Raw genomic sequence first — 25,834 nt, 5'->3', positions numbered from 1 at the left:
TTACGCTTGCTTAGCCTGAGTTTTCTGTTCTGAACGGCGGATCATTTCCCCTGCGAGCGCCAAATATGCCTTAGCACCCGCGCTCGACTTATCGTAATACATAGCAGGAGCCCCAAAACTGGGCGCCTCCGCTAATCGGACATTACGCGGGATCACAGTTCGATAGACCTTATCGCCAAAATGTTGTTTTAGCTGATCGGACACATCATTTGAGAGACGGTTACGGGGATCGTACATTGTGCGTAAAATCCCTTCGATCCCAAGTCCTGGATTCACAAAAGCCGCTAACTTGGTAATGGTATCGATAAGCGCAGTTAAGCCTTCAAGGGCAAAATACTCGCATTGCATTGGAACCAATACAGAATCGGCGGCGGACATCGCATTGACCGTCAGCATGTTGAGCGAAGGAGGGCAGTCGATAAATATATAATCGTATTGATCTTTTATCGGTGCGAGCGCGTTACGCAAACGGATCTCACGGGCAAAAAACTCCATCAGCTTGATTTCAGCGGCCGTCACATCGCCATTACTGGCAATAAGATCATATTTACCTGCGGTATTTTTAACGACGATCTCATCGAAGGGTTTATCTTCAACCAGCAATTCGTAAGCCGTATTTTCGACGTCGTATTTATCGACACCACTGCCCATAGTGGCATTACCCTGTGGATCGAGATCTATCAGTAGCACTTTGCGTTTTGTTGCGGCTAACGAAGCAGCTAAGTTAACGCAAGTAGTTGTTTTTCCTACGCCACCTTTCTGGTTAGCCACGGCAATTACTTTACCCACAATATCACCCTGTATGTAAATTCTGGTTTATTGCCTACTTAAAAATCCACACAATAGAAGGAGCTTTAAGCCTGTTATTCTTTGATTATTTTTAATAAATGTCGCTGCTCATCGAGTTTTGGCACTTTGAGTTCGATGATATCTTTAACCGCAAATCCAGCGGGGATTTGCTGCATTTCCTCATCATTTAACTGGCCCTTAAGGGCATAATATTGCCCATTTTCGGTGGGCAAATGATGGCACCAAGTCAACATATCTTGAATCGATGCGAAGGCACGGCTAAGCACCCCATCGAATTTTTGCTCGGGTTGAAAGGCCTCGACGCGGCTTTCTACCGAACTGATATTGCGAATGCCCAGCTCAAAGGCGACTTGTTTTTGAAAACGGATGCGTTTGCCTAAGCTATCGAGCAGCACAAAGGTTTTATCTGGGTTCATTATCGCCAGTGGAATACCGGGTAAACCAGGGCCTGTACCTACATCGATAAAACGCTCACCTTGTAAATGCTTTGATACGACTAAGCTATCCATAATATGGCGGATCAACATGGCCTCGGGATCTCTCACCGACGTCAGGTTATAGGCTTTATTCCACTTGTTGAGCATGCCAACAAAATCAATTAGTTGTTTTTTCTGCTCCGCTGTTGCGGGCAAATTAATTGCGGCTAAATAAGCCTCTAACTGGGCTGATAACACTGAGCAACCTCAACAAAGATACGATTATGAACGCGAAGGCTATTATGAAGCCCTGAAACGTCGAAGGGAAGCATGAATGCTTCCCTTCTGCGACCAAACTGCCGATTAAGCTAGCATTTACGCACTCTTGCGTAATAAGCCACGCTTTTTAAGGTGAACCAGTAAAATTGAAATCGCCGCAGGAGTAATACCAGAGATCCGTGATGCTTGACCTATGGTTTCCGGTTTGTGGTTATTCAGTTTTGCGATCACTTCATTTGATAAACCTGGAACCTCTTTGTAATCGAGATTTAAGGGTAACCCTGTGTTTTCATTACGAACAGCTTTGTTGATCTCTTCTTGCTGACGTTGAATATAGCCAGAGTATTTAACTTGGATCTGCACTTGCTCAGCGGCTTGCGGATCTTCAAGTCCAGGACCAAAACCTTCAATTTGTATTAACTTGCTGTAATCCATTTCTGGACGACGCAGTAATTCTTCAAATGACGCTTCGCGCGAGATCGGCGTATTCAAATGTGGATTCAACGCATGGATCAAAGGTGAATTTGGATGCACCCATTGGCCACGCAGTCTTTGCAATTCAAGTTCAATGGATTCTAATTTCTGACTGAATGCAGCCCAACGAGTGTCATCGACTAAGCCAAGTTCACGACCCTTAGCGGTTAAACGTAAATCGGCATTGTCTTCGCGCAATAACAAACGATATTCCGCGCGGCTAGTGAACATGCGGTAGGGTTCTTTTGTCCCTAGGGTTGATAGATCGTCAACCAACACGCCTAAGTAAGCTTCGTCACGACGTGGACACCAGGCTTCTTTGCCTTGCACTTGCAGCGAAGCATTCATGCCTGCGAGTAAACCCTGGGCAGCAGCTTCTTCATAACCGGTTGTGCCATTGATTTGACCAGCGAAGAATAAACCATTGATCGTTTTGGTTTCTAATGAATTTTTAAGATCCCGTGGATCAAAGTAATCGTATTCGATCGCATAACCTGGACGAACTATTTCCGCGTGTTCCATACCTTTGATCGAACGCACGAGATTTAACTGCACATCGAAGGGCAAGCTGGTGGATATCCCGTTTGGATAAATTTCAGTGGTATTTAGTCCCTCGGGTTCGATAAAGATCTGGTGCGAGGATTTGTCTGAAAAACGATGGATCTTGTCTTCGATAGAAGGACAGTAACGAGGACCAATTCCTTCAATCACCCCTGAATACATAGGACTTCTGTCTAAACCACCACGAATAATGTCGTGGGTTTTTTCATTGGTGTGGGTGATCCAACAGGAAATTTGTTTAGGGTGATGGCTTACATCCCCCATAAATGACATGACAGGCAATGGAGAATCGCCTTTTTGTTCAGCCATTTGAGAAAAATCGATTGTGTTTGCATCGATACGCGGTGGTGTACCCGTTTTCAAACGACCAACACGTATAGGTAGCTCGCGTAAACGATGTGCAAGTGCAATGGCTGGTGGATCACCTGCACGGCCACCGCTGTAGTTTTCTAAGCCTATGTGGATCTTTCCGCTTAAAAATGTGCCTGTCGTTAACACGATCGCTGGCGATTCAAAGGCTAATCCCATTTGAGTCACTACGCCGATCACTCGATCGTTTTCAACAATAAGATCGTCTACAGCCTGTTGGAATATCCGTAAATTAGCCTGATTTTGCAGCATATTTTGGATTTTGTGGCGGTATAAAGCGCGGTCAGCTTGAGCTCGTGTTGCACGAACGGCTGGGCCTTTACTCGAGTTTAAAGTACGAAATTGGATCCCTGCATAATCGGTTGCAATAGCCATAGCACCGCCTAGGGCGTCAATTTCTTTGACTAAATGGCCTTTACCAATTCCGCCAATTGCTGGGTTACATGACATTTGCCCTAACGTATCGATATTGTGCGTTAGTAATAATGTTTTAGAACCCATTCTTGCAGCTGCCAATGCGGCTTCAGTTCCGGCATGACCACCACCAACAACAATAACATCAAACCGTTCATGAAAATGCATGACACTACCTTTAATAACTTAAGAGACTCAACACGAGCCGATCATTTTAGCATTTGCTTTGAGCTAGGTGAATGATCATTTTACCTTGTTCGATCGAGTTGATCCGGACTAATAGATCTTAAGATCTTTATATAGATCTTCTTATTATGTTTACTATTATGATCGCTGTTTTCTGTGCATAAGGTTATTTACCCATATAAATCAATAGATAACTCGTTTTTGATCCTGTGATCTGATCGCGATCTAATGGGATATAAGGTGGGGATAGATCCGCTACTTATCCACAAGGTGGATCATTGAGCGGATCTGAGTGTGAATAGCACAGAGGTTGATCAGATCTAAATAATAGTTTATCCACATATTTATACCTAAAATAAGTAAATTGTGGATAAATAGGATCTAAACTGTGGGTTGTTCCTTGATTAAGCCTGATTGTGATCTCAAATACGATCTTGCCATTGCGCTAACCATGCGAGGGCTGGGTCTTCCGGCACTGGATCCCGTTGTACATCGATCTGGATCTTATCCACACACACTTTTGCACCGCAGTATTTTAGGGCTTCAATTAACTTTTCTGGACCTTGGCAGAAAGTGTCGTAACTGGAATCTCCAATGGCACACAGGGCTAAATTTACATGGGAGAGATCTGGGTTTTTTAGGGTTATTTCATTGCAGAAGGGTTGAATATTGTCGGGGAGATCGCCTGCACCGTGGGTTGAACAAACAACAATCCAATATGTGTAGGAGGCTAATTCGTCTATGGATGGACTGAGATAACAACTGACATCATGGCCTAAGGCCTTTAATTGACCCATCATTTCATCGGCTATATATTCACTACTGCCTAAGGTTGTTCCTACTAAAATAGCGATTTTTGTCATTATTACTGCTCTCTGTGGTCGTTAAATTTTTGCTATTTGGTGGTGTTTACATCGGATTTGCCACGTTTTTTTTATAAATTTAGGCAAATATGCTCCGCAGTCTGTTAGTGTCTTTGGCGCCCATATGTGCTTTATACATCATGACCGGAAGGTTTTTATAAAAATTATAATAGGATAATCGATGACAGCTCCTGTTCAGTCGCCCCAGTGGCCACGCCAAATCCCTTATATCATTGCCAGCGAAGCTTGTGAGCGTTTTAGCTTTTATGGAATGCGCAACATTTTAACGCCCTTCTTGATGACGGCACTCTTGTTATCTGTGCCTGAACATCTCCGTGGTGCTATGGCAAAGGATGTGTTCCATTCCTTTGTCATCGGGGTGTATTTTTTCCCATTATTAGGTGGTTGGATTGCTGACCGTTTCTTTGGAAAATACAATACAATTCTGTGGCTTAGCTTAATTTACTGTGTTGGTCATGCTTTTCTCGCCATTTTTGAGCACAGTATTCAAGGCTTCTATACTGGACTATTTTTGATCGCCCTTGGCTCCGGTGGCATTAAGCCCTTGGTTTCTTCCTTTATGGGAGATCAATTTGATCAAACAAACAAATCTTTGGCCCAGAAGGCCTTTGATATGTTTTATTTTACGATCAACTTTGGTTCTTTCTTCGCTTCTTTATCTATGCCATTGTTGTTGAAAAATTTTGGTGCTGCGGTCGCATTTGGGATCCCTGGCGTACTGATGTTTATTGCAACCGTATTTTTTTGGTTAGGCCGCAAGCGTTATGTGCATATGCCACCTGAACCTAAAGATCCCCATGGTTTTTTACCTGTAATCCGAACTGCCTTACTGACTAAAGTCGCTGGTCAAGCCAACGTGGGTTTAGTTCTCGCATTAATTGGCTTAGTGTCTGCAGCCTATGCCTTAGTGAATATTCCTACTTTAGGTATTGTGGCGGGTTTATGTTGTGCTCTGGTGCTCATTATGGGCTTTATCGGTGTGGGGGCTTCATTGCAGCTTGAAAGGGCTAGGGGGATCCACCCTGATCACGCTGTAGATGGTGTTCGATCTGTATTGCGTATTTTAGTGCTATTTGCCTTAGTCACCCCGTTTTGGTCTTTATTCGATCAAAAGGCATCGACCTGGATTTTACAGGCTAACGATATGACTAAGCCTGAATGGTTTGAACCTGCAATGATGCAGGCCTTGAATCCATTATTAGTCATGCTATTGATCCCATTTAATAACTTTGTTTTATATCCTGCGATTGAACGTATGGGGATCAAACTAACAGCGCTGCGTAAAATGGGGGCGGGGATTGCTATCACAGGTTTAAGTTGGATTGTGGTCGGTAGTATCCAATTGATGATGGATGGTGGTTCGGCCCTTTCTATCTTTTGGCAGATTTTACCCTATGCCTTGCTGACATTTGGTGAAGTATTGGTTTCGGCTACTGGGCTAGAATTTGCCTATAGCCAAGCACCTAAAGCGATGAAAGGCACAATTATGAGTTTTTGGACTCTTTCGGTAACAGTGGGCAACCTTTGGGTATTACTCGCCAATGTGAGCGTCAAGAGCCCTGCGGTTACCGAACAAATAGTGCAAACCGGCATGAGCGTTACGGCGTTCCAAATGTTTTTCTTTGCGGGTTTTGCCATCTTTGCGGCACTGGTATTTGCACTTTATGCCCGCTCATATCAAATGCAGGATCATTATCGACAGGTGTAATGCTTTAGATAAAGAGTAAATATATAAAAAAATCAGCCCAAAATGGGCTGATTTTTTTATCGGGTTATCTCACTTTTAAAAACAAAGTTATTTACCGATACAGAATGAGCTGAAAATTTTGCCTAAGAGATCGTCGGAGGTAAAACGGCCGGTAATTTCAGATAGGGCTAGCTGTGCCATTCTGAGTTCTTCTGCTAAAAGTTCACCTGCGAGGTAAATTTCTAATTGTTCTTTGCCTAGTTGCAAGTGACTTGCGGCTATCTCGAGTGCTTCGAGATGACGGCGACGGGCGATAAAGCCGCCTTCGAGATTACTCTGATAGCCCATGAGTGACTTTAAATGCTGCTTTAGTTCTTCAACACCTAGTCCTGTTTTGGCCGAAATCCGATAGACGCTATAACCTTGCTCTTCGGTCATCATTAAGTCTTCACCGGTGAGATCGGCTTTATTGCGAATGACTGTCACGCCCAAATTGGCGGGCAGGCGATCGATAAAATCCGGCCAAATATCATGGGGATCGACAGCGGCTGTAGTAGTGCCATCGACCATAAACAGCACGCGATCGGCGCTATTAATTTCATTCCATGCGCGTTCTATACCAATTTGTTCTACTGTATCTGTAGTATCTCGCAAACCTGCTGTGTCGATAATATGCAGCGGCATGCCATCTAAATGAATATGTTCGCGTAACACATCCCGGGTGGTGCCGGCTATTTCAGTGACAATCGCCGATTCTTTACCTGCTAAGGCATTTAATAGACTGGATTTTCCGGCATTAGGGCGGCCGGCAATCACCACTTTCATCCCTTCGCGGATAATCGAGCCTTGTTTAGCGCTGACTTGCACTAGGTCAAGTTTATCGATGATTTTATAGAGTGCATTGGCAATTTTGCCATCACTTAAAAAGTCGACCTCTTCATCGGGAAAATCAATCGCGGCTTCAACGTATAAACGCAGATTAGTGACTTGGTCCACCAGCTCGTGGACTTCCTTTGAAAACTCACCCTGCAGCGATTGCAACGCGCTTTTGGCGGCTTGTTCACTGGTGGCATCGATAAGATCGGCAATGGCTTCGGCTTGGGTTAAGTCGAGTTTATCGTTCATAAAAGCTTGTTCGCTAAATTCACCCGGTTTAGCGATACGAATACCTTCAACTTCCAGTACGCGTTTTATCAGCATATCGAGAACGATTTGCCCGCCGTGGCCTTGAAGTTCCAATACATCTTCACCGGTAAAGGAATTAGGACCTTTAAAAAACAGTGCTATGCCTTGGTCTATCACTTGGCCAGAGGCACTTTTAAAATCGCAATAGTCGGCGTAGCGGGTTTTAGGTAGATGACCTAAAACTGCCATGGCAACATCCGTTGCTTTGTCACCTGAAATTCGAATGATGCCAACGCCGCCACGTCCGGGTGCGGTGGCTTGAGCCACGATAGTGTCAGTTGTCACGGAAATACCCACCAAACTAATATCTACCAAATGATGTAAAGGAAAAGGCGGCTAATTAAGCCGCCTTTAGTGTTGTTTTCACTTTATGCGTTGCTAAAGCTAGGGATTATTTTAAGCCTTTTTTCTCTAGACCTGCATAAATAATCTTCTGCTGGATAATGGCAACTATGTTACCTACTAACCAGTACAGTACTAGACCCGATGGGAACCACAGGAAGAATACGGTAAAGATCACTGGCATCCACTGCATCATCTTGACTTGCATTGGGTCCATAGTCGGTGCGATAGGTTGCATCTTCTGCATGATGAACATAGAAACACCCATCAGCAGCGGCAGAATATAGTAAGGATCTTGTACCGATAAGTCGTGGATCCATAACATAAATGGCGCATGGCGCAGTTCGAAGCTTTCTAACAATACCCAGTACAAGGCAATGAAGATTGGCATCTGTAACAGGATAGGTAAACAGCCACCCATAGGGTTAACTTTTTCTTTCTTGTACAATTCCATCATGGCTTGACCCATCTTTTGACGGTCATCGCCGAAGCGTTCTTTCAAATCCTGCAGTTTTGGCTGTAGGTTACGCATCTTCGCCATTGAGGTGTACTGCGCTTTAGTCAGCGGGAACAGTAAACCACGAACGGTTAAGGTGATCAGGATAATTGCCACACCCCAGTTACCGACGAATGATTGATAGAACATCAATAGCCAGTGAATAGGCACAGCTAACCACCAGAGGAAACCGTAATCAACCACTAGGTTTAAGGTTTCTGAAATCGCTGATAATGCCGCTTGATCCTTAGGACCTACATAGAATTGCGAGCTAATTTCTTGAGTCGCACCTGGTGCTATATCGTATACCGCGCCGCGGAAACCAATATTGGCTAAACCGCCTGCGCTTACACTCGAGAAAATGGTGTTGCTATCGGTTGCCGGTGGGATCCAAGCTGAAACAAAGTAATGTTGTAGCATTGCAGCCCAACCGCCTAACGTGGCTTGGTTCAGGTTGCCTTTAGCCATGTCTTCGAAGTTGTACTTCTCATAACGCACATCTTGCGTTGAGAATGCGCCACCGCGGTAGGTTGGCATCATCATGCTGCTTTCAGATGGCTTAATCGTTTGTTTAATCTGACCGTACATCTGAACTTGCAGTGGTGTTGCCGAGGTGTTGTTGATCTTGTAATCGATATCGACGTTAAACTTGCCGCGGTGGAATACGAAGACTTTAGTGTAAGTTACACCGTTATCTGCCACATAGGTTAATGGCACTTCTAAGGTATCTTGACCTTCGGCTAAGGTAAATTCAGTTGCCGAGGCGGTGAATGCAGCACGACCTTTGGCACTGCTATCGATACCATCACGGCCTATTAGGCCGCTCTGGGCGATATAAGTGTAATCCTTTGTTTGCTCAAGCAATACGAAAGGTTGGTCTTTACCCTGTTCCATCTTGTGTGAAACTAGCGCTGCAAAAACGATGTCGCCACCCACTGGGTTGATCTGCACATCGAGTTGATCGGTTTTTACCTTGATAATATTTTGAGTTGCAGCGACGGCTGCTGGCACACCTGTATCTGCTTCTGGAACATCGGCGCTGTGAGTGCTAGCCGCATTCGCCACTAAGGACGATTCGGTTGCAACGGGTTTAGGAGCTTTGTCTGCCTGCCACTGTTGCCACAGCAAAAAGCTGACAAACAGTAGTCCTATGAGCAATATATTGCGTTGAGATTCCATAGCCTATTTATTACACCTGTCATTTTTAGGGGGGACGGGATCGCTACCGCCGGGATGTAAAGGGTGACATTTTAATATGCGTTTCAATGCAAACCAACAACCTTTCGCGGTTCCGTGCACTTTTATTGCTTCAATGGCGTAATGAGAGCAAGTGGGATTGAAACGACAACGAGGGCCCAGTATAGGGCTAATGAAGATTTGATAGCCACGAATTAACGTGGTCGCTAGCCATTGTAGCGGCGACTGAGTTTGCGCCATAGCTTTTCTATCAATTTGTTGATTTCTGCGTTTTCCATTTCCATCACGCCGTTTCTGACCAGCACAACGATATCGAGGTGAGGGATGTCGTGTTGATTTAAACGAAAACTATCTCTGATGACGCGCTTAATGCGATTACGTTGATTGGCGCGTTTTACATAGCGTTTAGCAACAGTAAGGCCCAGACGCGGATGTTGTTCCGAGTTAGGAATAGCGAGCAAGGTAATTTCAGCAGAAGATGCTTTGATGGGATTGGAGAATACAGATTTAAATTGCGCGGGAGTTAGCAAACGTAACTCCCGCGTAAAGGTATAGCTAGTCAACTAGTTATCCACTTATTAAGCAGATAAACGAGCGCGACCTTTCGCACGACGACGTGCAAGCACCTTACGGCCGCCTACAGTAGCCATACGAGCGCGGAAGCCGTGAGAACGCTTGCGCTTCAGGTTGCTAGGTTGAAAAGTACGTTTACTCATGATGGCAATCCGTCTTTGTTATTAGTGAACATTCCTTATCTCTAGTTATTAGAGGTAAGGGCAAAAAAGAGGCCGAATTGTAATCACTTTACTTGTTCCCGTCAACAACGAAAGTCGGTAAGTGGTTTATTTCTGCCAGCGTGTCCTAAGATCCATCCCCGCAATACACCATAAGATGTGGATAACTCTGTGTACGGCTACTACATCTAGTAGTAAAGGGGATCTTTGACTCGATCAAAGGGCCGCCATTATAGATCAATGTGGATCGCTTAATAAAGCGGGATTTGCGCTAATTGTTTAATAAAAGGATCGATTTTGATCTTTGATGATCGAGGATATCCACATAGAATGATCTCGCTGGGGATAAATATTTTTTAAGGATAGCGATCATTGAGATCTCGCTATAGAATACACCTCTTTTTTGATGATCTTTTGGGGATAACTTAGTGGCTGTTTCACTTTGGCAACAATGTATCGGACGACTGCAGGATGAGCTTTCTGCTCAGCAGTTCAGTATGTGGATCAGACCGTTACAAGCCGAAATGGATGGAGATACTTTGGTGCTTTATGCGCCCAACCGCTTCGTGCTCGATTGGGTCAGAGATAAATACATCAATATCATTAATCAGTTTTTTACTGAGCAAATGGGCAGTGATGCACCTAAGTTACGCTTCGATATTGGCAGCCGTCCATCGGCGAAAAAGCCGGAACCTGTGGCGCCGATAGCAACAACTCGAGTGCCTAATCCTCAGACTAAAGCGACAGTAGGGACATCTTTTAATACCCAAGCTGAGCCTATCGCGAATGCTAACCATCGCAGCAATATCAATCCAACCTATCAGTTTGATAACTTCGTTGAAGGTAAATCAAACCAATTAGGTAAGGCTGCAGCGTTGCAAGTGGCTGAAAATCCAGGTGGCGCATACAACCCATTATTCTTATATGGCGGAACGGGTCTAGGTAAAACTCACCTTTTGCACGCCGTTGGCAACGGGATCATTAAAAACAATCCCAATGCAAAAGTGGTTTATATGCATTCCGAGCGTTTTGTGCAGGATATGGTTAAGGCATTGCAAAACAATGCGATCGAAGAATTTAAGCGTTATTACCGCAGTGTCGATGCCTTGTTTATCGACGATATTCAATTTTTTGCCAATAAAGACCGATCTCAAGAAGAATTCTTCCATACCTTTAACGCGCTGCTTGAAGGTAATCACCAAATTATTTTGACTTCGGATCGTTATCCAAAGGAGATCGACGGAGTTGAAGACAGATTGAAATCCCGTTTCGGTTGGGGGTTAACTGTGGCCATTGAGCCGCCAGAGTTAGAAACTCGAGTGGCGATTTTGATGCGTAAAGCGCAGGAAAGCGGTATCAACTTACCCGATGAAGTGGCCTTCTTTATTGCTAAGCGATTACGCTCTAACGTCCGTGAGTTAGAAGGGGCGTTAAACCGTGTGATTGCGAACGCTAACTTTACCGGTCGTCCAATAACGATTGATTTTGTGCGTGAAGCACTGCGTGACCTATTGGCACTGCAGGAAAAATTAGTCACTATAGACAACATTCAGAAAACCGTAGCTGAATACTACAAAATTAAGATGGCTGATATGTTGTCTAAGCGTCGTTCGCGCAGTGTTGCGCGCCCTAGACAAGTTGCCATGGCGTTATCCAAAGAATTAACTAACCAGAGCTTGCCGGAAATTGGTGATGCCTTTGGTGGTCGAGATCACACCACAGTGTTGCATGCCTGTCGTAAGATTGCTCAGCTACGGGAAGAGAGTCACGACATTAAAGAAGATTACGCTAACTTGATTAGAACTTTATCTTCTTAAAATCAAGGAATTGGACACTATGAAATTTTCAATTGATAGGGATGCCCTATTAAAGCCGTTGCAATTAGTGTGTGGTGCGGTAGAAAGACGCCATAACTTGCCCATTTTGGCTAATCTCCTTGTTGAAGTAAGTGGTCACTCACTTAAGTTGACGGGCACAGATTTAGAAGTCGAACTGGTTGGCCAAGCTGTGGTTCATGGTGATATAGAAGAAGGTCGTACTACGGTTCCTGCTAAGAAGCTGCTGGATATCGTTAAATCTTTGCCAGAACAAAGCGAGCTGAAAGTCGAGCAACAGGATAATAAATGGTTGCTGCGTTCAGGTCGTAGCCGTTTTTCTTTAGCGACTTTGCCCGCTGAAGAATATCCCAATGTCGAAGCTTTCCAAGCTGAGATCGAATTTAGCTTGAAGCAGGGCGTGCTTAAGTCGATTATCGACTCGACCCAATTTTCGATGGCTAACCAAGATGTGCGCTATTACCTTAACGGTTTATTGTTTGAGACCGAAGGTAATGTGTTGCGTGCTATTGCGACCGATGGCCACCGTTTAGCCTTAAGTCACCGGGTTATCGATGCCCAATTGCCTGAAAAACAAGTTATTGTTCCGCGTAAGGGCGTGATGGAAATGGCGCGTTTATTGGAGTCGGATGATCTCGATATCGCAATTGCCATCGGTGATAACGCCATTCGTGCCACCACCGCCAGCACTGTCTTTACTAGTAAATTAGTCGATGGTCGCTTCCCCGATTACCGCCGCGTGTTACCTAAGGGCGGCGATAAAATCGTTATCGCGAGCCGTAATCATTTGAAACAAGCACTGACCCGCGCATCGATTTTATCCAATGAAAAATTCCGTGGTGTGCGTATTCAGCTTGAAAATGGCCTGTTAAAGATCACCGCCAACAATCCAGAACAGGAAGAGGCGGAAGAAATCATCGACGTAGATTATAACAATCAGCCACTTGAGATTGGTTTTAACGTCAGCTATTTGCTTGACGTGCTCAACAACCTTAAGTCTGATGATGTGCGCATTACTCTAATTGATGGCAATTCTAGCGCCTTGATTGAAAACCACTTGGAAGAAGATTCCATGTATGTGGTTATGCCAATGCGTCTATAGCCCATATCAACCAGCCTGTGTTTACCGGTTTATCTTTGTTATCTACATCGCCTTGGGGCGGTGTAGATGCCCTTAAAATGCCTCAGTTATGCTTTCCATTGTTGAACGGTGGGGTTGCGGTATGATGAGTCATATACGTTTTTGCCTGAGCCGTTTACTCGGTGTTATGAGTAATGCATGAGCCTAACCCGTCTTAATATCGAAGCTTTTCGCAATATTCAATTGGCGCAATTGAGCCCAAGTGCTGGTATTAACGTCATTTATGGTCAGAATGGCAGCGGCAAAACCAGTATTTTGGAGGCGATTTATTTCCTTGGTATGGGACGCTCCTTTCGCAGCCATTTATCCCAAAGAGTCATCAATAACGATGAGGATAAGTTGACCTTATTCGCCACGTTAAATTTACCTCGAGGCGACAGTAAAATCGGTTTACGGCGGTTTCGTAGCGGCGAGACCGAAGTCAAAATCGACGGTGATAAGGTCAAACGCTTATCAACATTAGCCGAAACTTTACCTATCCAAGTGATCACGCCTGAAAGCTTTTCTTTACTGTTTGAAGGGCCAAAATCCCGTAGGCAGTTTATTGATTGGGGAGCGTTTCATTCCGACCCGCAATTCTATGGTGCTTGGATGAATGTCAGACGAGTTCTTAAGCAGCGAAATCAGTTACTTAGAAACGGTTCGGCCTATGATAGTATCCAATATTGGGACCGAGAGTTTGTCCGTTATACCGAGCAGGTTACCGAAATACGAAACCGTTATGTAGACTCGTTAAATGAGCTACTTAAGGGTATAATCGGGGAGTTTTTACCGAGTGTAGATGTGAAGGTTTCATTTACCCGCGGTTGGGATAGCAAAACGGATTTTGCGGAATTACTCGCAACCCAATATCCCAGAGATTTGGCCACAGGTCATACCGTCAGCGGTCCCCATAAAGCTGACCTTAGACTTCGTGTAGGCACTTTGCCGGCGCAGGATGCCCTGTCCCGTGGTCAATTGAAATTATTAGTCTGTGCACTGCGTATTGCACAGGGAAAGTTGCTCAAACAACAAACAGATAAACACAGTATTTATCTGGTGGATGATCTTCCATCCGAGTTGGATGCACAGCATAGGCAGCTATTGCTTAAGCAGTTAACGGATACCGGAGCACAAGTGTTTGTGACCGCCATCGATCCTGCTGCAATAGTCGATTCGTTACACACGCCTCCCAGTAGGATGTTTCATGTGGAACAGGGACGTGTAACGGTAATTGAATAACCATTGAGAGAATAATATGTCAGAGAATAGTTACGATTCTTCGAGTATTAAGGTCCTAAAAGGCCTTGATGCAGTACGTAAGAGACCTGGGATGTATATTGGTGACACCGACGACGGTACGGGTCTACATCATATGGTGTTCGAAGTAGTCGATAACTCTATCGATGAAGCCTTAGCCGGCCACTGTAGCGATATTACGATTACTATCCATGTGGATGGTTCGGTTTCTGTTCGAGATGACGGCCGTGGTATTCCGGTTTCTATCCATAAGGAAGAAGGTGTATCGGCGGCTGAAGTTATCATGACGGTATTGCATGCCGGTGGTAAGTTCGATGATAACTCTTACAAAGTGTCTGGCGGTCTGCACGGTGTGGGTGTGTCTGTGGTTAACGCCCTCTCTAAAAAGCTGCAACTAACGATTCGCCGCGAAGGCAAAGTGCATGAGCAGTTCTACACCCACGGTGTACCCGATGCCCCGATTAAAGTGATCGGCGATGCTACTAAGACTGGGACTGAAATCCGTTTCTGGCCGAGCGAAGAAACTTTCAGCGATGTTGAATTCCATTTTGAAATTCTTGCTAAACGTGTACGTGAACTGTCATTCCTTAACTCGGGTGTAGGTATTCGCCTGATTGATGAGCGCGACAATAAAAACGAACTCTTTAAATACGAAGGCGGTATTAGCGCGTTTGTCGACTACCTAAACCGCAATAAAACGCCAGTCAACAAAGACGTATTCCACTTTATGCAAGAGCGTGACGACGGTATTACCGTTGAAGTGGCGATGCAGTGGAACGACGGTTATCAGGAAAATATTTTCTGTTTTACCAACAACATTCCCCAGCGTGATGGTGGTACTCACTTAGTCGGTTTCCGTAGTGCGTTGACGCGTAACCTCAACAACTACATGGAAAACGAAGGCTACAACAAGAAAGGTAAGACTAACGCGACCGGCGATGATGCCCGTGAAGGTTTAACTGCGGTTATTTCTGTTAAAGTGCCGGATCCTAAGTTCAGCTCGCAAACCAAAGACAAGCTAGTGTCTAGTGAAGTGAAAACCGCGGTTGAACAAACCATGGGAGAGAAGCTGAACGATTATCTGCTGGAAAATCCAGCCGATGCTAAGCTGATTGTTGGTAAGATTGTTGATGCGGCCCGTGCCCGTGAAGCGGCGCGTAAAGCCCGTGAAATGACCCGTCGTAAAGGTGCTCTCGATTTAGGTGGTTTGCCAGGTAAGCTGGCCGATTGCCAAGAGAAAGACCCTGGTCTTTCAGAAATTTACATAGTGGAAGGTGACTCTGCTGGTGGTAGCGCCAAGCAGGGACGTAACCGTAAGAACCAAGCGATTCTGCCACTGAAGGGTAAAATCTTGAACGTTGAGAAAGCGCGCTTCGATAAGATGCTGTCTTCTCAAGAGGTTGCCACACTGATCACCGCACTCGGTTGTGGTATTGGTCGTGATGAATACAACCCTGATAAAACCCGTTATCACAACATCATCATCATGACGGATGCTGACGTCGACGGCTCACACATTCGTACCTTGCTGTTGACCTTCTTCTTCCGTCAAATGCCTGAATTGATTGAACGTGGTTATGTGTATATTGCCCAACCACCACTATTCAAAGTGAAAAAGGGCAAGCAAGAACAGTATTTGAAGGACGAGCCAGCATTGACTCAATACCTCACCACCCAAGCTTTGGATGGCACTATTGTGTATCCAACTCAAGGTGCACCGGGTATGTCGGGTGAGCCGTTAGAGCGTTTAGTGACTCAGTACCGTGAAGTGGAAGCGATTGTTGCCCGTTTAGAGCAACGTTATCCAACACACATTACTAACCGTATGCTTTACCACCCAATGATCACTAACGAGATGCTGGCCGATGAAGGCAAGATGAAGGACTGGATCGATGCCTTTATCCATGAGTTGGTGGAATTAGAAAGCAGCGGTGTGCTGTATTCTGGCGAGCCAATTCTCGATCCTGAGCGTAAAGTGTATCTGCCTAAGATCACCATTCGTAAACACGGTATCGATACCAACTACCTGTTTACTTACGACTTCTTCCAATCTACTGACTACCAACGTATTGGTAAGTTAGGCGCCGCATTAGAAGGCATGATTGAAGAGGGTGGTTATGTGCAACGTGGTGAACGCGTGAAAGAGGTGGGCAGCTTCCTCGAAGCATTAGATTGGACCATTTCTGAGGCTAAACGCGGCTTGTACATCCAACGCTATAAAGGATTGGGTGAGATGAACCCTGAGCAATTGTGGGAAACCACAATGGATCCTGAATCACGCCGCATGTTGCAAGTTACCATTGACGATGCCGTGGGCGCCGATCAATTGTTCACTTGTTTAATGGGTGATCAAGTTGAACCTCGCCGTGAGTTTATCGAAGCGAACGCCTTAAACGTGGCTAACTTAGACGTGTAATGTGCGTTAAGTGACTCGCATTAGTACGTGAATGATTAAGGGAAAGCCAAGGCTTTCCCTTTTTTATTTCTATGATTTATCCCTTTATCGATCAATGCCCGCTTCATCGGCCTCGACAATTTCAGTCTCTGCCTTAGCCGCATTAATCCAAGCCTGCATTTCTGGGCAACTGATCACATGCTGCATATAAGCGCGACTTGCCTGCGATACCTCAATGCCGTAGGTGATAAAGCGCATCACCACTGGGGCAAACATCATATCGGCAATCGACCAAGCGCCGAATAACCAAGTACCTTTTGTATTTGATGGGGCAAACTCGGCCATTTGTGCTGACCAAATCGCATCAATACGCTCAATGTCTTTGCGGACTGCATCGGTAAGTTCAACATAACGGCTGGCGCGTATATTCATAGGTAAGGCATTTCGTACAGCGCTAAAGCCAGAATGCATTTCACAGGCGAGGGATCTGGCTTTGGCTTTTTGCTTGGGATCCTGTGGCCAAGCCGTTCCTGACAGATAGGTATCATTGATGTATTCACAAATCGACAGTGAATCCCACACGGTAATATTACCGTCAACCAGAGTCGGGACTTTTAAGGTAGGGGAGACTGTTTTAAGCCTTTGATAGAAGCTGTCGGTATCGAGTTGCAGTAATACTTCGTTGAACTGTACGCCTGATTTTGCAGCCATTAACCAAGCCCGCAGTGACCAGCTAGAGTAATTTTTATTGCCTATATAAAGATCCATTTTTTAACCTTTCTATTCTCTGTCGTGCTATTCAGTAAAGAATAAGCCGTTCAAGCTATGCCAATATGTTATGCTTCTTGTGCCTGCTACGGGACGTTATGGTTGAGCCTATAAATTGCAGTGGATGCCTTTTTGTTGTTATTAACTGTCTATTTATCCTAGGTTGGTATTTTTTGATCAAGTCATTTTTTAACAAAATATTTAATATTCGCGAAGAATCAAGCCTTGAGCGACCTAAGAGTTTTACTAAGATAGATCTTGGTAAGCCCATCAGTGCTGCATCTCCTAGACAGATGGATACTGAGTACAATATGGCGGTCTGTGTTGACTTAGATGCGCTGTTTTATAGCTTATTATTTTCTGCTCGCACCAAAGACACGGGTGGTGTTGCAAATAATCTAGAGCGTCGGGTTATGCTTGAAATCGAGCAGGCATTAGCATCGCCCCAAGTTATCGCTGAAAAGGTCTTAAAACTGCCGTCAAAGGTACTGGAGTTAGATCGTAAGCTTGCCGATCCACTGTTTGAAACTAAGGATTTACTTTCACTGATAGAGCAAGATCCCCTGCTCAGTGTGGAAGTCCTTAAACTCTGTAATTCCCCCGCTTTTAAGCGTGCAGGCAAAGATATTACTAGTCTTCAGCAAGCCTTAGTGCAATTAGGTCGTGAGCAGTTAAGGTATTTTGTAACTAGTTGCTTAGTGCGTGAGATGTTAGATATTAAGCCTATTTATTTTCGACGTTTTGGGGCAGAGATTTGGCGTCACTCAATGCAAGTGGCTTTTTTGACGAGTGAACTCAGTGAAGAGGATAGAGACACAGCCTTCTTGCTTGGTTTATTACATGATGTGGGCAAACTTGCGATTTTTAAGATATTACTCGATGCATTTGTCCAGGCAGAACCAGGCGAGCAACCTAATTCAAGGTTATTTAGACAAGTGATGACGGCCAAATCGCTCACCTTAAGCGCTCTGCTTGCTAAATATTGGCAATTGCCCAGCACCTTCGAAACTGAGTTAGATAAGCTTGCCAATATCAATTCGCGGCCAAGATCTGGTCTTGCTGCGATTGTGTGGCGGGCGAATGTGATCAGTGAAATATCTATGCTACATCAAGCGGGTAAGTTATCCGCGGAAATGCTCTCGGATTTATTAGCCCAAGTGATGCTAGATAAAACACAGTTTGATGAACTACATCAAAAGCTACAGCAGTTTTAATTTGTTTGAATTAAGCGAATAAAAAACGCGCTTTTAAGCGCGTTTTTTAATGGTACTTAGCGGTACATTATTGCAGTAGTGAGATATCCGCTACGTGCAGAAACTGCTCGCGTAAATTATTCAACAATGCTAAACGATTGTTTTTCAACGCTTCATCATCCGCCATTACCATTACATCTTCGAAGAACTGATCCACGCTTTCACGCAGGCCAGCTAACAAAGTTAAGGCTTGTTGGTAATCGGCATTGGCAAACAGAGGCGCCAACTTCGGCTGTAGCTCGTTCAACTTGGCCGCTAATGCTTGCTCTGCGGCTTCAGTTAACAGACTCGCATTGATCGCTGTCGGTAAAGCACCTTCAACCTTAGCCAGAATGTTGGATACACGCTTGTTCGCTGCCGCAAGAGCGCTAGAAGCTTCTAGGCTTCTAAAGTGTGATACCGCATTGATACGGCTATCAAAATCGGCTGGGCGTGTTGGGCGACGTGCTAGCACGGCTAAGATCACATCAACACCAATACCTTTATCTTGATACCAAGCACGGAAACGAGCCATTAAGAATTCAAGCACTTCATCGCTTGCATTCGCGTTGCTTAAGCTAGTACCGTGGAGCTCCTGAGCTTTAGCTATCAGCGTTACTAAGTCCAGTGGCAGTTTGTTCTCAACGATAATACGTAGCACGCCAATCGCCGCGCGGCGTAGGGCAAAGGGATCGGCAGCACCTTTAGGAGCTTGGCCAATACCAAAGATACCGACTAAGGTGTCTAGCTTGTCTGCTAATGCAACGGCACAAGATACGCCTGCTCTAGGCACAGTATCACCAGAAAATTTAGGCTTATATTGCTCTTCCATCGCAACCGCAACGGCTTCGGTTTCACCATCGAGGCGGGCGTAATGCATGCCCATAGTGCCTTGAGTATCGGTAAATTCCATCACCATATTGGTCATTAAGTCTGTTTTAGATAACAAACCCGCACGGGCTGCATCGACCGCATTCGCGCCAGTTTGCTCAGCAATAAAGGCGGCGAGGGCAGAGATACGAGTGACTTTGTCTTTTAAGGTACCAAGCTGTTGTTGGAACAGGACTGTTTCTAGGCTAGGTAAACGTGATTCTAGTGTGTGCTTCTTATCGGTATTAAAAAAGAACTCAGCATCAGCCAAACGTGGACGAACCACTTTCTCGTTACCAGAGATAATTTGCGCGGGATCTTTAGATTCTATGTTGGCGACAAAGATAAAGTTTGGCAGTAACTTGCCCGCGTCATCAAAGACGGGGAAATATTTCTGATCGCCCTTCATGGTGTAGACCAAAGCTTCAGACGGTACGCTTAAGAACTTTTCTTCAAAGCTTGCGGTTAACACCACTGGCCATTCAACCAAAGAGGTCACTTCTTCCAGTAGATCATCTTCGATATCGGCGGTGCCACCAATCTTAGCGGCCGCTTTTTCGGCATCGGCTTTGATTAAGGCTTTACGGCTTTCGTAATCGGCGATGACTTTGCCTTTTTCTTTCAGCAGCGCCAGGTAGTTATCTGCATGGTCAAGCTCGAAGCCTGTACCCATAAAGCGGTGACCGCGAACAGTGCGTGCCGATTTAATACCTAGCAATTCACCTTCAATCAACTCACTGCCTAATAAGATAGTGGCAGTATGAACGGGGCGAATAAATTGGGTTTTATTATTGCCCCAACGCATAGGCTTAGGAATTGGCAACTTATCTAAGGCACGTTGAGCCATGGCAGCGATCAAACTTTTTGTTTCGACGCCTTCAACTTTGGCGTTATGGACTAGCCATTCGCCTTTATCTGTGACTAAACGTTCGGCCTGTTCAACAGTAATGCCATTACCCCGTGCCCAACCTTCGGCGGCTTTAGTGGGTTTACCTTCTGCATCAAAGGCTGAACTCACGGCGGGGCCGCGTTTCTCAACCACTTTGTCAGCCTGAGCAAGGGCAAGTTCAGTAACGTTAATTGCCAGGCGACGTGGCGCTGCGTACCAAACGGCTGAGCTAAATGCTAAATCGGCTTTGGTGAGTTCTTCGGTAAAGTTAGCTAAAAAGGATTCAGCCAGTTTACGCAGTGACTTAGGTGGTAATTCTTCCGTGCCTAACTCTATGAGTAAGTTTTCAAAATTCATGTGTTTACCTCTACTTACACATTGGGAAGCCAAGCGCTTCGCGTGCCTGATAATAGGATTCAGCAACCGCTTTCGCCATAGTACGAACGCGCAGGATATAACGCTGACGTTCAGTCACTGAAATAGCGTGGCGGGCATCGAGCAGGTTGAAGGCGTGTGAGGCTTTCATCACTTGCTCGTAGGCGGGCAGAGGTAAAGGTTTTTCTAGCGACAATAAATGCTGACACATTTTTTCGCACTGATCGAACAGGGTGAACATAAAGTCTACGTCGGCGTGTTCGAAGTTATAGGTAGATTGCTCAACCTCGTTTTGATGGAACACATCGCCATAGGTAATGCGGCCCATTGGGCCATCGGTCCATACGAGATCATAAACGCTATCAACGCCTTGGATATACATCGCCAGACGTTCCAAGCCGTAGGTGATTTCACCCGTAACTGGGCTACATTCTAAACCGCCGACCTGTTGGAAGTAAGTAAACTGAGTTACTTCCATGCCGTTTAGCCAGACTTCCCAGCCTAAGCCCCAGGCACCTAGTGTTGGTGATTCCCAGTTATCTTCTACAAAGCGGATATCGTGGATTTGAGTATCGATACCCAGTGCTTGCAGTGAGCCTAAATACAGCTCTTGAATATTGTCAGGTGAAGGCTTCAACACGACTTGGAATTGATAGTAGTGCTGCAGACGGTTAGGGTTTTCACCGTAACGACCATCTGTTGGGCGGCGCGATGGCTGCACATAGGCACTGCTCATAGGTTCAGGCCCTAAAGACCGTAGGAAAGTTTGCGGGTGGAATGTACCAGCGCCGACTTCCATATCTAGAGGTTGAACAATTGCACAGCCTTGCTGTGCCCAATATTCCTGCAGGGTGAGAATAAAACCCTGAAATGTTTTTACGTCGTGTTTTGTCGTCATGTCTACTTGTCTACTGCCGTCAGCCTGAATAGAAAATGGGTTCGATTATACCTTGTAGATATCTGCTTATGTAGGTTATTTTTTACCTTCTTAATTAAAACGATAAGGTTATATGTCATGGAAGAGATCCGCTGTGGCTGGGTAAGTGATGATCCCTTGTATCGTGAGTATCACGACAAAGTGTGGGGACGGCCTGTTTATGATCCTAAGGAGCTGTTTGCTAAGTTATGTTTAGATGGACAACAGGCGGGATTATCTTGGATTACTATCCTGAAGAAGCAACAAAAGTATGAACAGGCCTTTGCCAATTTTGAACCTGAGATTATTGCGACTTTCGATGAGGCGAAAGTAGAGGAGCTTATGCTGAATCCCGGTATAGTGCGCAATCGCTTGAAGGTGAACTCTATCATCAAGAATGCCAAAGGTTATTTAGCCTATACTGCCGATGGGAAGGATTTCTCTGCATTTTTATGGAGCTTTGTGGGCGGTAAACCCATAATTAATCAGATTACGGCAATGTCGCAGGTTCCGGCACAAACACCAGAATCTGAAGCCATGTCAAAAGCGTTAAAGAAGCTTGGTTTTAATTTCGTTGGCCCAACAATTTGCTATGCCTTTATGCAAGCAGTGGGTATGGTGAATGATCACTTGGTCGAGTGTATTTCCTATCAGGACTGCGTTGATTCCTGTACCGTTCAGCATAACCACGATTAATATTAATCGCAGAGCTTGCTGATATTGAAGTTGAGTTGTGGGGCTTGTGTGGTATTAGAAGCCTAGAGATAAAAAGCATGTTCCACGTGGAACATGCTTTTTATATTTTTGAGGTACTAATTTAAGCTTAGATACTTTAGAAATACCATTCTAAGTTTGGATTAGCGTTTAGATTTTCTCAAAGAAAAACGGCTTACGCTGCTCTTTATCCCCATTAAGCTCATTCATAGTCTCTGCATTAAATAACTTACCGTTGACCATGGTATAAGTAACTCTGTCGGTGACCCGAATATCCGCTAATGGGTCACCATCGATAATGATCAAGTCTGCGAGCTTACCTTCTTTAATCGAACCGAGTTGCTGTTCCATGCCAAAGGTCGTCGCTGGATTAATGGTGGCCGTTTTTAATACCTCCATATTGCTCATGCCGCCTTGGGCAAACATCCACATTTCCCAATGCGCCGCTAAACCTTCACGCTGACCATGGGCACCAATATTGGGGTGAACACCTAATTTGTTGAACTCATTAGCGACTTTGGCCACATTAAAGTGGTTGTAATGAGCGTCTGGTGCATGTGGGCGACGCATTGAGCGAGCTTGCAATATATCACTTGGTACATACATCGACAGACGCGGATGTGCCCAAACATCGGTTTTATCGTACCAGTAGTTTTCACCTGAAATGCCACCATAGGCGACTACTAAGGTTGGGGTGTAACCGACCTTAGTTTGGCTCCAAAACTGTTTGATATCGTTATAGATTGAACCGGCTGGGAGCGAGTGCTCAATCGTGGTATGGCCATCGGCGACCATGCTTAGATTGTGCTGTAGTAAACTACCACCTTCAGGAACAACCATCATTTCAAGTTCACGCGCTGCTGCGATGACCTGTTGCCTCTGATTACGACGGGGTTGGTTATAGCTCTTAACGCTAAATGCTCCGACTTTTTTCAGACGCTCAAGGTGGAATTTGGCATCATCCAGCGAGTCTATATGCGAGGTATAGCCAGGTGCATTGGCGCCATAGAGTATAGTGCCGGTGGAGAATATGCGTGGGCCGACGATTTTACCGGCTTTTTGTTGCTCGGACGCGGCAAATATTTCAGTGGTGTCATTCGACGGATCATGAATCGTAGTCACGCCTAAAGATAATCCAGAGTAGAGCGCCCAGTTCTGTTGTGGCACAATTTCATCATCCGCTTGTGGTCCATGGGCGTGGGCATCGAATAGACCTGGCATAATGGATTTGCCTTTGATGTCGATGATCTGCGCATCCTTAGGAATTGCGATATTGGCATCACCTACGGCGACAATATGATTGTCTTTGACTATGACTACACCATTATCAATCACTTGGTCATTTTCCATCGTAATAACTTTGCCACCGACGAAGGCGATTGTTCCACGTGGAACATCGACTTTTTCAGTAAAGCCTAAATCGATAATGCTTGGTTGTGCCTTTTCATCTTTATTAAGATATTGAGTATCGACTTTGGCTTGATACAGTTCGGGGCCAAGCGTCCAATACAGTTGGTCGCTTTGACTGTTCCAACTGATACTTTCGCCTGCGCGTAGACTCAATTGGCTTACGGGGAGATTGCTGGCATTGGGGCCAATCTCAACTGTCTCGCCATGTTTAGCAAAAGGGGTAACCCAAACCTTAAAGCGTTCGGCGAAGGCGAGTTGTTCACCATCTGGAGAAATCCTAAACTCAGTCGCATGTTTGCTACTGTAGTGAACCCGCTTATCGAAACCATCTAAGTTAATAGATGATAACTGTGGTGTGTCATCTTCGCTGCTATTCATAAAAAAGACGCGTTCGGCATTGGCACCAAATTGAGCTTGGTAGCCATCGGCACTGATCTTCTTATTTTGTTTACCTTTGATATCGACTTTATATAGCCCGGGTTCCTGCGACCAAGTTCTTGGGGTGAGATTACCGCCTTGAGCTTTACGATACACTACGAGTTCACCATCGGGTGAAAAGGTGGGTTCGACGTATTTTCCGGGTTCAGAAGTAAGCTGTTTAGGTTTGCCACCTCTAGCACTTATGACTTGTACTGTTCCTTGGTCTTGGTCATTCCAAGTGGTGAAAACAATGTTTTTGCCATCACGGGACCACTGAGGATACAGCTCTTTAATATCATCATTGAGTTCAGTTAAACGTGACATTTTGCCATCGGGTAATGATTTTAACCAAATCTTACCTAGTGCTTCGAAGGCAACTTTGCTGCCATCGGGTGATATCTGTGCCATCCGCAGCATTTTTACATCGAACACGTCTTTATCTATATCTTGCTTAAAGCGCACTGAGGGTTGTACTGCTAGCTCGGTTTTTACACTAAAGGGGATATCTGTGAGTGTTTTGCTGGCAACATTGAGGCGATTAATCTTTCCCTTAGCCCAGAAGAAAATATCCTTGTTATCTTGAGTCCACGCCATGGTGGGATAAACGCCGTGGATTGCCCAAGTCTCTTGCATATCACGGTCTAGTTCGCCAAACAGTTTAGTGGTTTCACCTGATTTAAGGTCGAGTAGGTAGAGTGATGAGTTAAAATCATCGCGCTTTATATACGCGAGCTTAGTGCCATCAGGACTAGGTGTTGGTCTAATCGCGCCACCAGTACCTTCAATCAAGATTTCAATATCACCGGTTTGGGTATCATAACGTTTGATTTTGTAGATACCGTTAACTGAATCTTTTGAGTAATGGAAGGTTTTGCCTGGCGTATCATCTTGGCTGAAGTAGATATAACGGCCATCGGGGGAGTATGCGGGTTCACCTAAATCCTTCTCATCATTTGGACGTTCAGTCAGTTTAACGCCTTCACCGCCTGCTACGTGGTATAGCCACACTTCCCCCGCGCCCAAACTGCGGCTGGCAGTAAAATGTTTACGGGCGACCAGATACTGGGAGTCGGGGCTCCATGCTGGACTATTGAGTAGCCTGAAGGTTTCTTGGGTGACAGTGCGAGGATTGCTGCCATCGGCATCCATGATCCAAATATTGTCGCCACCATCACCATCAGACGTAAAGGCAATATGCTTGCCATCTGGGCTATAGACGGGCTGCATCTGCCAAGCAATACCTTGGGCTAATGGCTTAGCTTCACCGCCTGATACTGGGATTTGATAAATGTCGCCGAGTAAGTCGAAGACAATATGCTTGCCATCAGGGCTGACACTAAGGTTCATCCAAGTGCCTTCATTCACATCAATTTTGACTTGCTCTAAGGGCGCATTCGCTGGAGCGTTAACATCCCATTTCGATTCTTTAGTGTCTGCGGCGTTAGCTGCTAGGGTATTCATCCCCAGCGTGAGGGCGATATAAAGCGGGGTCAGTTTGGATTTAAACATGTCACTTCCTGTTTTCGTTCTTTTGGACTGTTTGAGTGGGTTAATTACAATATAAAAATATGTTAATACTTGCGTAGTTATCGCACA

General features: G+C 45.2%; 20 protein-coding genes. 7 read left to right on the top strand and 13 right to left on the bottom strand.

Translation table 11 applies throughout. The annotated features are described in order from the left end of the window. The 4 genes from MJO46_RS12745 to mioC form a co-directional block, all read right to left on the bottom strand. Positions 1–789, bottom strand: a complete 789-nt coding sequence (locus MJO46_RS12745; protein WP_198781703.1) for a ParA family protein — start codon at positions 787–789, stop codon at positions 1–3. A 74-nt stretch (positions 790–863) separates the two neighbouring features. Then, positions 864–1,484 carry a 16S rRNA (guanine(527)-N(7))-methyltransferase RsmG gene (gene rsmG, locus MJO46_RS12740; RefSeq protein WP_253989613.1) on the bottom strand — a complete coding sequence of 207 codons (621 nt, stop codon included), beginning with the start codon at positions 1,482–1,484 and terminating at the stop codon, positions 864–866. 117 nt (positions 1,485–1,601) lie between these two features. Then, positions 1,602–3,491 (bottom strand): tRNA uridine-5-carboxymethylaminomethyl(34) synthesis enzyme MnmG, encoded by a 1,890-nt coding sequence (mnmG, locus tag MJO46_RS12735; protein WP_253989612.1) that lies wholly within the window; start codon positions 3,489–3,491, stop codon positions 1,602–1,604. A gap of 440 nt (positions 3,492–3,931) precedes the next feature. After that, positions 3,932–4,372 (bottom strand): FMN-binding protein MioC, encoded by a 441-nt coding sequence (mioC, locus tag MJO46_RS12730; protein WP_253989611.1) that lies wholly within the window; start codon positions 4,370–4,372, stop codon positions 3,932–3,934. Between the two features lie 181 nt (positions 4,373–4,553). Here mioC and MJO46_RS12725 point away from each other — a divergent pair, with 181 nt between their 5' ends. After that, a complete protein-coding gene (locus MJO46_RS12725) occupies positions 4,554–6,101 on the top strand; it encodes an oligopeptide:H+ symporter (RefSeq protein WP_253989610.1) in 1,548 nt (515 codons plus the stop codon). 87 nt (positions 6,102–6,188) lie between these two features. Here MJO46_RS12725 and mnmE read toward each other — a convergent pair whose 3' ends face one another. From mnmE to rpmH, 5 genes are all read right to left on the bottom strand, one after another. Then, a complete protein-coding gene (mnmE, locus tag MJO46_RS12720) occupies positions 6,189–7,550 on the bottom strand; it encodes a tRNA uridine-5-carboxymethylaminomethyl(34) synthesis GTPase MnmE (RefSeq protein ID WP_253989609.1) in 1,362 nt (453 codons plus the stop codon). Between the two features lie 106 nt (positions 7,551–7,656). Then, positions 7,657–9,282 (bottom strand): membrane protein insertase YidC, encoded by a 1,626-nt coding sequence (gene yidC, locus MJO46_RS12715; protein WP_253989608.1) that lies wholly within the window; start codon positions 9,280–9,282, stop codon positions 7,657–7,659. A gap of 3 nt (positions 9,283–9,285) precedes the next feature. Next, positions 9,286–9,540: a membrane protein insertion efficiency factor YidD gene (yidD, locus tag MJO46_RS12710; RefSeq protein ID WP_011070421.1), complete on the bottom strand. Its 255-nt coding sequence runs from the start codon at positions 9,538–9,540 to the stop codon at positions 9,286–9,288. Then, on the bottom strand, positions 9,507–9,863 hold the full coding sequence (gene rnpA, locus MJO46_RS12705) for a ribonuclease P protein component (protein ID WP_007652336.1): 357 nt from the start codon (positions 9,861–9,863) through the stop codon (positions 9,507–9,509). The genes yidD and rnpA overlap by 34 nt, the downstream gene beginning before the upstream one ends. Before the next feature lie 15 nt (positions 9,864–9,878). Next, positions 9,879–10,016 carry a 50S ribosomal protein L34 gene (gene rpmH, locus MJO46_RS12700; protein WP_006083827.1) on the bottom strand — a complete coding sequence of 46 codons (138 nt, stop codon included), beginning with the start codon at positions 10,014–10,016 and terminating at the stop codon, positions 9,879–9,881. A gap of 446 nt (positions 10,017–10,462) precedes the next feature. Here rpmH and dnaA point away from each other — a divergent pair, with 446 nt between their 5' ends. The 4 genes from dnaA (at position 10,463) to gyrB (ending at position 16,665) form a co-directional block, all read left to right on the top strand. Further along, positions 10,463–11,851, top strand: coding sequence for a chromosomal replication initiator protein DnaA (gene dnaA, locus MJO46_RS12695; RefSeq protein ID WP_198781718.1), 1,389 nt, complete (start codon positions 10,463–10,465; stop codon positions 11,849–11,851). A gap of 19 nt (positions 11,852–11,870) precedes the next feature. Then, positions 11,871–12,971: a DNA polymerase III subunit beta gene (dnaN, locus tag MJO46_RS12690; RefSeq protein ID WP_198781719.1), complete on the top strand. Its 1,101-nt coding sequence runs from the start codon at positions 11,871–11,873 to the stop codon at positions 12,969–12,971. A gap of 177 nt (positions 12,972–13,148) precedes the next feature. Beyond that, entirely contained in the window at positions 13,149–14,231 is a 1,083-nt protein-coding gene (gene recF / locus MJO46_RS12685; protein ID WP_253989607.1) for a DNA replication/repair protein RecF, read from the top strand. Between the two features lie 16 nt (positions 14,232–14,247). After that, on the top strand, positions 14,248–16,665 hold the full coding sequence (gene gyrB, locus MJO46_RS12680; protein ID WP_253989606.1) for a DNA topoisomerase (ATP-hydrolyzing) subunit B: 2,418 nt from the start codon (positions 14,248–14,250) through the stop codon (positions 16,663–16,665). Positions 16,666–16,749: 84 nt separating this feature from the next. Here gyrB and MJO46_RS12675 read toward each other — a convergent pair whose 3' ends face one another. Then, entirely contained in the window at positions 16,750–17,412 is a 663-nt protein-coding gene (locus MJO46_RS12675) for a glutathione S-transferase family protein (RefSeq protein ID WP_253989605.1), read from the bottom strand. A 173-nt stretch (positions 17,413–17,585) separates the two neighbouring features. Here MJO46_RS12675 and MJO46_RS12670 point away from each other — a divergent pair, with 173 nt between their 5' ends. Then, positions 17,586–18,626 (top strand): HDOD domain-containing protein, encoded by a 1,041-nt coding sequence (locus MJO46_RS12670; RefSeq protein ID WP_253989604.1) that lies wholly within the window; start codon positions 17,586–17,588, stop codon positions 18,624–18,626. 67 nt (positions 18,627–18,693) lie between these two features. On the opposite strand, the gene glyS is transcribed toward MJO46_RS12670, so the two are convergent. Then, positions 18,694–20,760 (bottom strand): glycine--tRNA ligase subunit beta, encoded by a 2,067-nt coding sequence (glyS, locus tag MJO46_RS12665; RefSeq protein ID WP_253989603.1) that lies wholly within the window; start codon positions 20,758–20,760, stop codon positions 18,694–18,696. A gap of 10 nt (positions 20,761–20,770) precedes the next feature. Continuing rightward, positions 20,771–21,676: a glycine--tRNA ligase subunit alpha gene (glyQ, locus tag MJO46_RS12660; RefSeq protein WP_220056912.1), complete on the bottom strand. Its 906-nt coding sequence runs from the start codon at positions 21,674–21,676 to the stop codon at positions 20,771–20,773. Positions 21,677–21,793: 117 nt separating this feature from the next. Between glyQ and MJO46_RS12655 the strand changes: the two genes are divergently transcribed. Next, on the top strand, positions 21,794–22,390 hold the full coding sequence (locus tag MJO46_RS12655) for a DNA-3-methyladenine glycosylase I (RefSeq protein ID WP_253989602.1): 597 nt from the start codon (positions 21,794–21,796) through the stop codon (positions 22,388–22,390). Between the two features lie 168 nt (positions 22,391–22,558). Here the strand turns inward: MJO46_RS12655 and MJO46_RS12650 are convergent, their stop codons facing one another. Next, complete coding sequence (locus MJO46_RS12650; RefSeq protein ID WP_253989601.1) at positions 22,559–25,747, bottom strand: amidohydrolase family protein; 3,189 nt, start codon at positions 25,745–25,747, stop codon at positions 22,559–22,561. Positions 25,748–25,834 lie beyond the last annotated feature (87 nt).

This window comes from Shewanella sp. KJ2020, from assembly GCF_024197625.1.
Classification (GTDB): domain Bacteria; phylum Pseudomonadota; class Gammaproteobacteria; order Enterobacterales; family Shewanellaceae; genus Shewanella.
Note: the sequence above shows the minus strand (reverse complement) of the source record. Positions and strands in the feature narration are given on the sequence as shown.